The following is a 12,337-nucleotide window of genomic DNA, read 5'->3' as shown; positions in this document are numbered from 1 at the left end:
GGGTTCATCGCCTACTCCGGGGATCGCCAACATCTCACAGGCGCACGACCGGTGGGGCGCCATCGGGTTGCCGATGCTGGAGCTGATCATCGAGCTGCACCAGGTGATCACTGCTCGATGCCCTCGCCGCTCGCGAAGGTCATCGGAATTCCACCGCTTTGGGGGCGCGATCAGCCGCGCCGCGCGCCAGGAGCATGGGCTCCGGTGGTGAGCCGTCGACGCTGTGCCGACGGGTCGGCCGGTGCCGCCACGAAAGGTAAGCCCGGTGGTCATCCGGCTGAGCTCCAGGCCGAAGAGGCGGGTATCGGCCCGGAGCTCTCAGATTCGGTCAAACAGGCATGCTGTACATGATCCGGAAGCGGTCTCCCGGGATAATGATGTCGCTGGTCTCCACCGGGCGGTCGCCTGCCCAATGGGTGCGTTCCACGTGCAGGACGTGGATGCCCGCGGGCAGATCGAGGGCGTCGCTCTCCGCGGGGCGGGGCACGCGGGTGTGTACGCTTTCGACTACCTCCGTGATCTTTATCCCGTGCGCGTACACCCTGGCGACCAAGCTGCGCCGTTCCTCCTCCGTGTGGGCGGCGAACTCCAGAGGCTCGTACGAGGTGGCGAGCTGGAGCGGCCGGCCATCGCCGCGGAAGACGTAGTGCGTCCTCGTCAGGGTGGTCGATTCGTCGAGCCGCAGCCGTCTGGCGATGTCGGGTCCAGCTTCGGCGGGTTCGCTGTGCCAATCCCAGGTCACGCGCCGACCCTGGGACTGCAGGTCGGCGGCGAACGGCGCAGGATGATCGAGGAAGCGCCATCGGTGCAATGGGGAAAGGTCTGGGCGTTCTCTGACGTAATGACCCGATCCCACGCGGCCGATGATGAGTCCTTCGCTCGCCAGCACGCGCAGGGCGTGGCGGGCTGCGGTCTCGCCGACCTGGTACTTGCGGGTCAGTTGCGCCCGTGAGGGAATGGGTGCACCGGGGGGAAGGGTGCCGTCGGTGATCTGCCGCCGAATGTCTTCGACGACACGCAGGTAGACCGGATCTGAGGTGGCCACTAGTCCATCCCTGGGGGTTCGTGTGAGGCGTTGCCCTATGTTGCCGTATTCGACAGGTAACCGACCGTCATCGAGGTCACTTGGAGCCCCAACTTTGCGGCGGCAGAAAATTATCAAAGAAACCCTGTAACGCCGATGTAAGAGCGACCGATTCTTCGGTAGAGGTCGTCGATGTGTGTACCCCCGAGCACATATCGGCGGCCTCTTCCCATGCGTGGCGCGAAGTCGCTCGCGCCGACGGTGCTCCTCGACGGTGGTGGTTCGCCGGATATGTACGACATGTCGGCAGAGGTCATGGCGTCTGTGCACGGCATGTCGAGCTGCGGTCGTACGGCAGGCACGTGGCTCCGTGTGGAATCCAGTGTTCACTGCGAGCGGCGAGTCGGTGATCCGGTGCCGGACTCGCGACTCGGCTCAGAGGGCCGTCCGGTGGCCGGGAGGGCACGCCAGGGACGTGTCGAGTGCGGCCGGACATGCCCTGAGATGCCGGGAAACGGCATGACAATACGCGGCCCCAGGCAGGCAAAGCGGGGTGGCGGCGTCCACCGCTTTTGCGAATCCAGGTAGCGTTCGCACTATGGCTTCGCCAACTGGAACCACCGACGCGCCCTTCGGCCGTATGTTGACCGCCATGGTCACGCCGTTCACACCTGACGGTGCGGTCGATTACGACGCCGTGCGGCGCCTGGCCACCTATCTGGTGGACGAGCAGCGCAACGACGGCCTGATCGTCAGCGGGACGACCGGCGAGTCGCCCACCACCTCTGATGAGGAGAAGGAGCGCATTCTGCGCACTGTTCTCGAGACGGTGGGTGATCGGGCAACGGTGGTGGCCGGGGCGGGCACCAACGACACCCACCACAGCATCTCGCTCGCGAAGGCCGCGGCCCGCGCGGGTGCTCACGGGCTGCTCGTCGTGACGCCGTACTACAGCAAGCCCCCACAAGAGGGCCTGTATCAGCACTTTGCCGCTGTGGCCGACGCAACCAGCCTTCCGGTGATGCTCTATGACATCCCCGGGCGCAGTGGCGTGCCGATCAAGATCGAAACCCTGATCCGGCTTGCCCAGCACGAACGCATCGTGGCCGTGAAGGACGCCAAGGGCGATCTGTTCCTCGGGAGCCAGATCATGGCGATGACCGATCTCGCCTTCTATTCGGGCGATGATCTGCTCAACCTGCCCTGGCTTTCGGTTGGCGCGGCCGGGTTCGTCAGCGTTGTCGGCCATGTGGTCGGCGCCGACCTGGCGCGCATGATCGACTTGTACAGGAACGGCGACGTCGTTCAAGCACTTGCGGTGCACCGCCAACTGGCGCCCGTGGTCGAAGGGATCATGATGAGCGCCGGCGGCGCGATCATGGCCAAGGCGGCACTGGGCATGGTAGGAGTGCCGGTCGGGCCAGTGCGGCTGCCGTTGGTGGCCGCGACAGAGAAGCAGATCGCCGAGCTGCGTGCTTGCCTGGTAGCCGGCGGGGTGAAGTTGACAGACGCATAGGAACGGGGAGGAACCGGGAGTTTTGAGAACACGATTTGACCATGGGGGCCGGCTATGAGCCATCCACATCCGGAGCTTGGCCCCCCGCCGGCGCTGCCGGAGGGCGGCCTGCGCATTGTCGCGCTGGGCGGGCTGGGTGAAATCGGCAGGAACATGGCCGTCTTCGAATACGACGGCCGATTGCTGATCGTCGACTGCGGGGTGCTTTTCCCCGAGCCGGACCAGCCGGGCATCGACCTGATCCTGCCTGACTTCGAATACATCAGGGACCGGCTCGACGATGTCGAGGCCGTGGTCCTGACCCACGCGCACGAAGACCACATTGGTGCCGTGCCGTATCTGCTTCGCGAGCGGCGCAACATCCCGCTCATCGGATCCAAGCTGACCCTGGCCTTCATCGAGGCCAAGCTCACCGAGCATCGGATCCAGCCGACCAAGATCGAAGTGGTCGAGGGCGAACGGCACAGGTTCGGGCCGTTCGACTGCGAGTTCCTGGCGGTCAACCACTCGATCCCGGACGCGCTGGCGGTGGCCATCAGGACACCCGCCGGCATCGTGCTGCATACCGGCGACTTCCGCATGGACCAGTTGCCGAGCGACGGCCGCCTCACCGACCTCGGTGGGTTTGCCCGTCTTGGTACCGAGGGCGTCGACCTGCTGATGTCCGACTCGACCAACGCTGAAGTGCCCGGGTTCGTCACCAGCGAACGGGAGATCGGCCCGGTCATCGACGAGGTGATCCGTACCTCGGAGCAGCGGGTCATCGTGGCCAGCTTCGCGTCGCACGTGCATCGCATCCAGCAGGTCATGGATGCGGCGTCCAGGCACAATCGCAAGGTCGCCATGGTCGGGCGCTCGATGCTGCGCAACATGGGCGTGGCCCGCGATCTCGGTTATCTCAAGGTGCCGCCGGGGCTGATCGTCGACTCGCGCGACATCGAGGAGTGGCCGCCGGAAGACGTGGTGCTCGTCTGCACGGGTTCGCAGGGCGAGCCCATGGCGGCACTGTCGAGGATGGCCAACCGGGATCACCCAATTCGCATCGCCGAGGGTGACACCGTTCTGCTGGCGTCCTCGCTGGTGCCGGGCAACGAGACCGCCGTCAACAAGGTGATCAACGGCCTCACCCGCTGGGGTGCCCGAGTCGTGCACAAGGGCAACGCCAAGGTGCACGTCTCCGGGCATGCGGCCGCCGGCGAACTGCTCTACGTACTGAACCTGACCCGCCCGTCGAACTTCATGCCCGTCCACGGCGAATGGCGGCACCTGCGTGCGCACGCCAAGCTCGCCGCGCTCACCGGCGTGCCCGACGATCACATCGTGATCGCGGAGGACGGCGTCGTGGTCGACCTGGTCGACGGCAGAGCCAAGATCGTCGGTGCGGTCCACGCCGGGTACGTCTACGTCGATGGCTCATCCGTCGGCGAGATCACCGACACCTCCCTGAAGGACCGCAGGATTCTCGGCGACGAGGGCTTCATCTCCGTCGTCGTCGTGGTCGACTCCAGCACTGGCAAGCTCACCGGTGGGCCGGAGATCCACGCGCGTGGCTCCGGCATCGACCCGGCGCAGTTCGAGGAGTTCATTCCGCAGATCGAGAAGGCACTCGAGGAGAAGGCCGCCGACGGGGTCGTCGACATGCAGGAGATCCGCCGGGTGGTCCGCCGCACGGTCGGGCGCTGGGTGAGCGACACTTACCGCCGCCGTCCGATGATCATCCCCGTGGTCCTCGAGGTCTGACCTCCGTACGGGTACGGCAGGCATGCGCGCCTGCCGTACCTCTGGGAGTCGCATCGGTGCCTCTCGTTGTCGCTGATTCTGCGGCCACTGCTGGCATCCGGTGCCCCGAATGCCCGGCTGCGCCGGCACTTGGCGGTCCCGTGGACTTCCGCCGGTTCTCGGTGCCTCGGACACTCGGCGGTTCGGCTGGCTCTGCCGGTTCTCGGTGCCTCGGACACTCGGCGTCCTGCGGACTTCCGCCGACTGTTGGGAGTCGCATCGGTGCCTCTCGTTGTCGCTGATTCTGCGGCCACTGCTGGCATCCGGTGCCCCGAATGCCCGGCTGCGCCGGCACTTGGCGGTCCCGTGGACTTCCGCCGGTTCTCGGTGCCCCGGATACCCGGCGGTCCAGCTGACTTCCGCCGACTGTTGGCGTTCCCGGCGACACCCGTTTCTTTGCCGACATTCCTCGGCGTCATCAAGACGGATCATCCCGTCGACGCTCCGCACCCTATGCACACTCACTGAAGTGGTGTCCCGCCCAGTGGTGGATCAACGATCTCGTTGTGCGTTTCCTATGTGGGCGAACAGAGCTGAGTGGTGAGAAACTACGCCGCTCTGCGGGATGTCATCCGCGCTGCGTATGTTGGCGGCCTAGGCATCTTTCCGGCGCATTAGCCATGTGCCGACGAGCAACGGCAGCACGGCATAGGCGATCAGCACCATGGCTGCGGCGACAGGAGAAAGCAGCGAGCCGTACACCGAGTGCGTGAGGTCGTCGCCGGCAATCTCGCGCGGGAGCGCTCCGATCATCACCGAGCCGAGGCGTTCGCTCCAGGGCTCGGGCAGGTTGCCCACGATTATGGGGATCACGTACACGAGACCCACGAGGATCGTGATCGCTCCCGCCGTGGAGCGTAAGGTGGCGCCCAGTCCCAGCCCGAGCAGTGCGAATACCGCCACCGTAAGGCTCGACGTAATAAGCGTTGGCAGTCTGTCGAGGAAGGGAGTCGTGTAGGAGCCGCCGAAGCGATCGCCAATCATCCAACGGGCGGCGACGTATGTCCCGAACACCACCATTGGACCGGTGACCAGACCGAGCAGACCGACTATCACGGACTTTCCCGCCAGGACCGGCCAGCGTTTCGGCACGATGGCGAGGCTCGTTCTGATCAGTCCTGTTGTGTATTCGGACGTGATCGTGAGGACGCCGAGGACGCCCATGCAGAGCTGTGGCACCATCAGCACCACTTCCTCCAGATCCGCGATGGCGGCATGAGCCTGCTGCGCCGGGGTGGCGTTGTCGTACGTCCCGACCGCCGCCCAGGCGACCGCTACGCCCAGCAGAATGCCGCCCAAGCTCAGCCCCAGCATCAGATAGCTGGAGCGAACGGTGCGGACCTTCAGCCACTCCGATGCCAGGACACTCACGCGTCTCTCCTTCTGAACAGGTAGAACCCCGCCGCGAGTGCGACGATCGCGTACGTGGCGAGCACCACGAGCGCGGCCCAGGGAGGTAGAAAACCTTCGCCCAGTCGCCTGGAAAGCCGCTGGTCGGCGATCTGAGGCACGAGGTTGGGCAACATGAGGGCGGCCACGCGGGTGTTCCACGGGGCTGGCAGGTAATTGGCGATGCCGGGCAGGACGAACAGTAGCGACACGACCGAAACGATCGCTGCTGCCGTGGACCGAGTGGCTACACCCAAGCCGAGGCCCACCAATGCGAGCACAGTTACCGACAGCCCGGAGGCGAGCAGCATTGGCAGGTCGTTGGCCAGAGAGGATTCGTTGAACTGCAAGTGGTGCTCGCCCGCTATGAGGCGACTCGTCACGTACGTGAGGATAATGATCGAGTTGGCGGCGACGAAGGTGACAGCGGCGACCACTCCGGCCTTGGCCAGCAGTAAGGTCCCTCTCTTGGGAACGACTGTGAGGCTTGTGCGGATCATGCCGCTGGCCTGCTCCGCAGTGATGGCCAGCACGCCGAGGACGGCCAGGCTGATTTGGATCAGTGGCAGGAAGCCCTGTTCAGGGGCCGCCGCTCGCAGTGATCCGCGTTCATCCGCCAGGCCGCTGACGTAGAAAGTCCAGATCATGCCGAGGACCACCGTGAGCGCAGCGACTCCGAGTGCGTGATACGTCGAGGTGACCGAGCGCAGCTTCAACCATTCGGAAGACAGGATCGTCCTCATCGTGCGGCTCCGTATTCCACGCTGCTCGCCGTCAGGGCAAGGTAGGCGTCTTCGAGCGACGGGTAGCGCTCAGTGAGCTCCGCCACGGTGGCTTCCATGATCAGCTTGCCTCGGCCGAGGATGATGATGCGCTCGGCCGTCAGCGCCATCTCGCTCATCAGGTGGCTCGAGAGCAGGATGGTCCTGCCCTCCTTGGCAAAGGAGCGCATTAAGTCGCGAATCCAGCGCACCCCGTCGGGATCGAGTCCATTGACCGGTTCGTCGAACATCAGCGTGCCCGGGTCGCCGAGCAGGGCGGCCGCGATGCCGAGACGCTGTTTCATGCCGAGTGAGAAGCCGCCCACCCGCTTGCGCGCCACCCCGGCCAGGCCCACCTGTTCGAGAACCTCGGCGACTCGCGTCGGACCGATGTCATTGGTGCGCGCCAGGCACAACAGATGGTCGTAGGCTCTGCGCCCGCCGTGCACGGCGCTCGCGTCCAGCAGCGCGCCCACCTCACGCATGGGCCTGCTCAGCGAGGTGTATCGTCGCCCGTTGACGAGTGCCTGGCCCGAGGTGGCGGAGTCGAGGCCGAGGATCAGGCGCATCGTGGTGGATTTGCCGGCACCGTTTGGGCCCAGGAAACCGGTCACGTGGCCGGGCTCTATCTTGAAGGACAGATTGTCGACGGCGAGCGTGTCGCCGTAGCGTTTGGTCAGGCGGTTGAGTTCGATCACGCGGTAAAGAATGAGGTACGGCGGGCGTTCGCCACATCGGACCACGGTCCGAACCTCAAGGTCAGACCCCAGTCTGACGTGCAGGCCCACCCTCAACCACTACGGTCAACGCGTGAACGAATCCCCCTCCCTCTTCACCGCTCGCTTGAGCCGTCGCCAGCTGATCGGGCTGGACCTGCTGGCAGGGTTGGGCTTCTGTCTCATGTTCCTCACGGCGGCGACGAGTGGGTGGGCGCTGCCGCCATGGGCGAGGCTGGCTCTTATCCTGGGGCTGGGTTTGCCGCTGGCGATGCGCAGAGTGTGGCCATTGCCCGTCTTCTGCTTCGTGCTGACAGTCTCCATCGTGGTCGCCGCGGTGTTGGGGGTCTCATCCGCTTATATCTCGCCTGCCTACGCGCTCTATGTCGTCGCCCTGGCCGATGCCCGGGGGGCATGGGTTCCGACCTCGGCGATCGGTGTGCTCACCCTGGTCACGCTGGTCGGAATGGTGGTCGCCGGCGGTGCGCCGCAGCCGGCGGGCCCCGCGTGGCTGACGAATCTCGACCAGCCGCTCATCGGCATCGCCGCGCTGGGCGGCGCGTGGACGGTTGGGCGAGCCGTACGAGAACGAAGACACTATGCGGCGCGCGATGCCGAGCGCCTGGCTGGACAGGCCGTGGCGGAGGAGCGGTTGCGCATCGCCCGTGAGCTGCACGATGTCGTCGCGCACAGCGTGGGATTGATCGCGGTCAAGGCGGGCGTGGCCAATCATGTGATGGCCACGAGACCGGAAGAGGCACACGATGCGTTGCGGGTGATCGAGACCGCCAGCCGGAGCGCGCTCGTCGAGATGCGCCACTTGCTCGGCGTCCTCCGCTCAGACGAGACGCCCGACCGTGGCCCCGCACCGGACCTCACCGGCCTCCCACAGCTGGCCGAGCAGGCCAGATTGGCGGGCGTGGAGGTAGAGCTGGACCTCCGGTTGGCGACCGGGGGAGGCCGGAACAGCGGAGATGATGTCGCACCGCATTCGCGAACTGATCACAAGGACGACAAGGGCAATCGCGCGGCTGGGTCTAGTACCGATCGTGCAGACCGGGACAGTGCCGCTATGGAGGGTGCCGACGTTGCGACCAGGGACGGTGGGGGAGACCAGGAGTGGGTTGGTGGCCGGACAGATGCCCGGGACGGCACCGGCCAGCGGGTCCACGGTGAGGCTGGTCTGGGCTTCCGGGGTGGGGTTGGTCAAACGGCCCGGGACGGTATCGGCCCGAGGCTCCAGGGCGGGGCTGGTCTGGGCTTCCGGGGTGGGGTTGGTCAAACGGCCCGGGACGGTATCGGCCCGAGGCTCCAGGGCGGGGCTGGTCTGGGCTTCCGGGGTGGGGTTGGTCAAACGGCCCGGGACGGTATCGGCCCGAGGCTCCAGGGCGGGGCTGGTCAGGGCTTCCAGGCTGGGACTGGTCAAACGGCCCCTGGTGGGACCGGCCAGTGGACCCATGGTGGTACCGGCCAGAGGGACCTGGGTGAGGCTGGCCAGTGGAGTCAGGACGGGGCCACTCAACGGGCCCAAGAGGGGGCAGGCCAACAGGCCCAGGACAGAGCAGGCCAACAGGGCCAGGACAGAGCCAGCCGGAGGGCCCGGAACGGAGGCGAGAGCGGCCTTGGCATAAGCGAGGGAGAAGATGGCTCGCGGCTCGGGGCAGGGCTGCCTGAGGGCGTGGAGTTGTCGGTCTATCGGATCGTTCAGGAGGCGCTCACCAACGTGGTGAAGCATGCGGCACCGGCCCGGTGCCGGATATCGGTGGTAGCCGACGTGATGGAGGTGCGGATCGAGGTGATTGACGACGGTCCTGGCCGTCGCACACTGCCGGTGGAGGGAACGGGACACGGACTGATCGGAATGCGGGAGCGGGTCATGATGTACGACGGAGTGTTCGAGGCCGGGCATCTACCTGGGCGAGGCTTTCGGGTGTCGGCCCGGTTGCCTTATGGGAGCACTTCGTGATCCGTGTTCTTGTCGCCGATGACCAGGCGCTGCTCAGGGGGAGCTTCAAGGTATTGGTCGACTCGGAGCCCGATCTGACCGTTGTGGGTGAGGCCGCGACGGGAGCCGAGGCGGTGGCCGTTGCCCTGGAGGAGCGGCCTGATGTGGTCCTCATGGACGTGCGCATGCCGGAAATGGATGGCATCGAGGCCACTAGGCAGATCGGAGATGTGGCGAGGGTCTTGATCGTGACCATGTTCGACCTCGACGCCTACGTTTACGACGCACTCCGTGCTGGAGCCAGCGGCTTCCTGCTCAAGGACACCCCGCCGGCCGATCTGGTCGCCGCCATTCGGGTTGTTGCGGCTGGTGAGGCGTTGCTGGCTCCGAGGGTGACGCGCAGGCTGATCGAGGAGTTCACCCGCACACCTGCGTCGTTACAGGTCAAGGGGCTGCATGGCGTTACAGAGCGGGAGCGGGAGGTTCTCATCCTGATCGCTCGGGGTCTCTCCAACAACGAGATCGCCGCCCATCTTCACCTCAGCCTCGCCACGGTCAAGACCCACATCGGGCGGCTCCTGGCCAAGCTCGATGCTCGGGACCGGGCACAGCTTGTCATCGTGGCGTACGAGAGTGGGCTCGTTTCTGCGGTTCGTTGATCAGAGGGTTGGTTCATCAGCCGGCGGGTTAGGAGCGGACGGAGCCGGGGTGTTGGTTGACGGGCTAGGGAGTGCAGGTGGCATCGGGCTATTGGGGGCCTCGATGAGTGGGTGGCGCGGAAGGGTCGCCTGGCGCTGGATGTTGTCGGTGGGCTAGGGAGTGCGTGGGGCGGGGTTATTGCTGAGTGAGCTGAGGGCGGAAGGCCCGGAAGTATTGGTCGGTGGGCTAGGGAGTCCGGGTGAGGTCGCGGATGGAGCGCTGGGTGCGGTGCGGTGAAGGCTGTTGGTTGGTGGGCTAGGGAGTCCGGGTGAGGCCGCGGATGGAGCGCTGGATGCGGGTGCGGTGAAGGCTTTTGGTTGGCGGGTTCGGGAGCGCGGGTGAATTGGTGGGCTGTGGTCGGAGCCGTAAGGAGGGGCAGGGGGGTGGTGGGTGGGAGAGCACGCGGGTGAGATCGGGGATGTCGACGACGCATGAAGAATTCGGCCGTCGTTGCCAAGGGATGGAGCGGTGAGTGCGGAGCGGTCGGGGTTCTGGTGGCCGGTGGGGTCAGTGAGGTGAGGGGTGCTGGTTGGTGGGCTAGGGAACGCGGGTGAGGTGGGTGGGGGCTGTAGTCGGGGTGCGAGGGAAGAGCGGGATGTTGGTCGGTGAGTGAGGGAACGTGATGCGTCGGGGGATGTGGTCGGAGGTTTGGGGAGCGCAGGATCTGAGTGATGGTCCGGTAGCGTCCCTGGAGTGACCGATGTGAGGATTGTCTTCCGGAAGTACGGCGGGGCGTTGCACTGGAACCATTCCGCGAAGGTGCTCGGCGAGGATGAGCACGGAGTGTGGGTCGCGGTGCCGGGCGGGACGGTTGCTCGTAAAGGGGAGGGGCCGCCGGTTGTGTGGGAGACCGCGGCCATCATGTTGTTCCCGCGGGACGGGTGGTGGACAGCGTCTTTCAACGCGCCGCCGCATCGGGCTGAGGTGTATGTGGATGTCACTACCGTTCCCGAGTGGCGTGATGGTGAGGTGACCATGCTCGACCTCGACCTCGACGTGATCAGGATGCGTGACGGGCGGTTGATTCTGGACGATGAGGACGAGTTCGCCGATCACCAGGTACTGCTGGGATATCCGCAACAGATGATCGACCAGGCCGAGGAGACGGCCAGGTGGTTGATGGGCGCAGTGGGCGGACGGCAAGGGCCGTTCGGGGGTGCGCATTCGAGGTGGCTTGATCAAGTGGGTGGCGGCCACTCGGCTTGATCAAGGGGGTGGCAGGCACACGACTTGACCAGGGGTGGCGGCCACTCCCTTGATCAAGAGGGTGGTGGCAGGACGAGCTGAGCGGTGGGCGGTCAGCGGATGAGGCGTAGGGCTTCGGCTATGGCGGCCAGACGGCGGGGGGAGGCGAGGCCGACGTGGTAGAGGTGGAAGTCCGTGGCGCCTGCCTTGGCGTACGTTCTGAGTTGCTCGGCGAGTGCCTGGCCGTCGGCGGGGCGTGGAGGAAGAGCCAGGACATATGCGCCCACTCGCTGGCCGGGACCGCAGAGTTCGCCCAGTCTGGCCAGGCGGGCGGCGTCCGAGGCCGGGTCGCCCCAGCAATTGCCCACCAGCACCTCCGCTCCGGGCTCGCCGGCGGGGAGGGCGGCGAACGAGCTGGCAGCCCAAGGGTCGGGGTTGGCGTGCAGGGTGATCGGTACGTTCGGCGCGGTCTCGTGGGCCACGGTGATGAGGCGGGTGCGCAATGATGCCGACAGTTCTACGCGTACGTTTCGGACATCGTCGGCGAATGGACCGAGGGCGGCTTCCACGGTCTCGGGAGATGATGGCGAGCCAGAAGCCGGCGACGCGTTCGCTGGTGAGGCAGCAGTTGGCGATGCGGCTGCTGATGAGCCAGAAGTCCGTGACGCGGCTGCTTGCGCGGCGGCAGACGGCGATGCGGGTGCTGATGAGGAAGCAGACGGTGCGGAAGAGGTCGGCGCCGGCGATGCCTGGTCGTTATTGCTCGACGCGGGCGAGGTTACGTCCCTAGCGGGAGGGCCGTCGATGGCCGCGCGTACGCGTTCCCTTGTGCCCTCGGGGTAACGGGGAGCGCAGGCCGTACAGAAGCAGAGCGTCAGCAGGTCACTGTGTACGGAAGTCCAGTCGGCGCCGGCCGTCTTCTCGTGCACGCTCTGGTGCCCGAAGCCCATGGGGCCGCACGCCTCGAGGATGAGGCCATCCGGTTCGCCGACCGTCAGGATCTCGCTGACCAGACGCTCGCAGTACTCGATCACGTCCTCGAAAGCCGGACACAGCGCATATGGATAGGGGTCCCCGAATGCGTTACGTACTACCAGGTCAGGGTGCATACCGCCCAGGAAGGAGTTGTGCGTCAACACCGTCCATGCGTGTACCTGAAGTCCGACGGCCTTCAGGGCGTCCCGGGCCTGCAGGTAGGCGTCCGTGGGTGTCCAGGTTGGGGAGGCCGGTGTCAGGCGCCCCCAGGAGGAGGGCCGAATCGGCAGGTAGAAAGCCGATTGTGGGACATCCAGCACTCGGTGGGCGGGGTGATACGGCGTTGCC

The 12,337-nt window shown here is 66.0% G+C and carries 9 protein-coding genes and 1 pseudogene; 5 read left to right on the top strand and 5 right to left on the bottom strand.

Annotated elements, in window-relative coordinates:
• Positions 1 to 328: 328 nt before the first annotated feature.
• Positions 329 to 1,045 (bottom strand): GntR family transcriptional regulator, encoded by a 717-nt coding sequence (locus ACQP2T_RS46345; protein WP_433511205.1) that lies wholly within the window; start codon positions 1,043 to 1,045, stop codon positions 329 to 331.
• A gap of 577 nt (positions 1,046 to 1,622) precedes the next feature.
• Between ACQP2T_RS46345 and dapA the strand changes: the two genes are divergently transcribed.
• Together dapA and ACQP2T_RS46335 are read left to right on the top strand one after the other, a co-directional pair.
• On the top strand, positions 1,623 to 2,540 hold the full coding sequence (dapA, locus tag ACQP2T_RS46340; RefSeq protein WP_364006414.1) for a 4-hydroxy-tetrahydrodipicolinate synthase: 918 nt from the start codon (positions 1,623 to 1,625) through the stop codon (positions 2,538 to 2,540).
• A gap of 54 nt (positions 2,541 to 2,594) precedes the next feature.
• Positions 2,595 to 4,280: a ribonuclease J gene (locus tag ACQP2T_RS46335; RefSeq protein ID WP_364006411.1), complete on the top strand. Its 1,686-nt coding sequence runs from the start codon at positions 2,595 to 2,597 to the stop codon at positions 4,278 to 4,280.
• Positions 4,281 to 4,913: 633 nt separating this feature from the next.
• Here ACQP2T_RS46335 and ACQP2T_RS46330 read toward each other — a convergent pair.
• From ACQP2T_RS46330 to ACQP2T_RS46320, 3 genes and pseudogenes are all read right to left on the bottom strand, one after another.
• A complete protein-coding gene (locus ACQP2T_RS46330) occupies positions 4,914 to 5,690 on the bottom strand; it encodes an ABC transporter permease subunit (RefSeq protein WP_433511204.1) in 777 nt (258 codons plus the stop codon).
• Positions 5,687 to 6,451, bottom strand: a complete 765-nt coding sequence (locus ACQP2T_RS46325) for an ABC transporter permease subunit (RefSeq protein WP_433511203.1) — start codon at positions 6,449 to 6,451, stop codon at positions 5,687 to 5,689. The genes ACQP2T_RS46330 and ACQP2T_RS46325 overlap by 4 nt, the downstream gene beginning before the upstream one ends.
• 62 nt (positions 6,452 to 6,513) lie before the next feature.
• Positions 6,514 to 7,167, bottom strand: a pseudogene (locus ACQP2T_RS46320) (ABC transporter ATP-binding protein); the annotation flags it as partial.
• A 112-nt stretch (positions 7,168 to 7,279) separates the two neighbouring features.
• Between ACQP2T_RS46320 and ACQP2T_RS46315 the strand changes: the two are divergent.
• The 3 genes from ACQP2T_RS46315 (at position 7,280) to ACQP2T_RS46305 (ending at position 11,035) form a co-directional block, all read left to right on the top strand.
• Positions 7,280 to 9,151 (top strand): sensor histidine kinase, encoded by a 1,872-nt coding sequence (locus tag ACQP2T_RS46315; protein WP_433511202.1) that lies wholly within the window; start codon positions 7,280 to 7,282, stop codon positions 9,149 to 9,151.
• A complete protein-coding gene (locus ACQP2T_RS46310) occupies positions 9,148 to 9,789 on the top strand; it encodes a response regulator (protein WP_433511201.1) in 642 nt (213 codons plus the stop codon). Before ACQP2T_RS46315 ends, ACQP2T_RS46310 begins: the two co-directional genes overlap by 4 nt.
• Before the next feature lie 733 nt (positions 9,790 to 10,522).
• A complete protein-coding gene (locus ACQP2T_RS46305) occupies positions 10,523 to 11,035 on the top strand; it encodes a DUF402 domain-containing protein (protein WP_433511200.1) in 513 nt (170 codons plus the stop codon).
• A 92-nt stretch (positions 11,036 to 11,127) separates the two neighbouring features.
• Here ACQP2T_RS46305 and ACQP2T_RS46300 read toward each other — a convergent pair whose 3' ends face one another.
• On the bottom strand, positions 11,128 to 11,517 hold the full coding sequence (locus tag ACQP2T_RS46300; protein WP_433511199.1) for a hypothetical protein: 390 nt from the start codon (positions 11,515 to 11,517) through the stop codon (positions 11,128 to 11,130).
• Positions 11,518 to 12,337 lie beyond the last annotated feature (820 nt).

The organism is Nonomuraea sp. CA-143628, from assembly GCF_050942315.1.
GTDB lineage: Bacteria > Actinomycetota > Actinomycetes > Streptosporangiales > Streptosporangiaceae > Nonomuraea.
This window is presented reverse-complemented; position numbering and strand designations above follow the sequence as displayed.

Bases quoted from the DNA above. Each gene is read 5' to 3' on its own strand.
- dapA (WP_364006414.1), top strand. From the start codon at position 1,623: ATGGCTTCGCCAACTGGAACCACCGACGCGCCCTTCGGCCGTATGTTG.
- ACQP2T_RS46325 (WP_433511203.1), bottom strand. From the start codon at position 6,451: ATGAGGACGATCCTGTCTTCCGAATGGTTGAAGCTGCGCTCGGTCACC.
- ACQP2T_RS46335 (WP_364006411.1), top strand. From the start codon at position 2,595: ATGAGCCATCCACATCCGGAGCTTGGCCCCCCGCCGGCGCTGCCGGAG.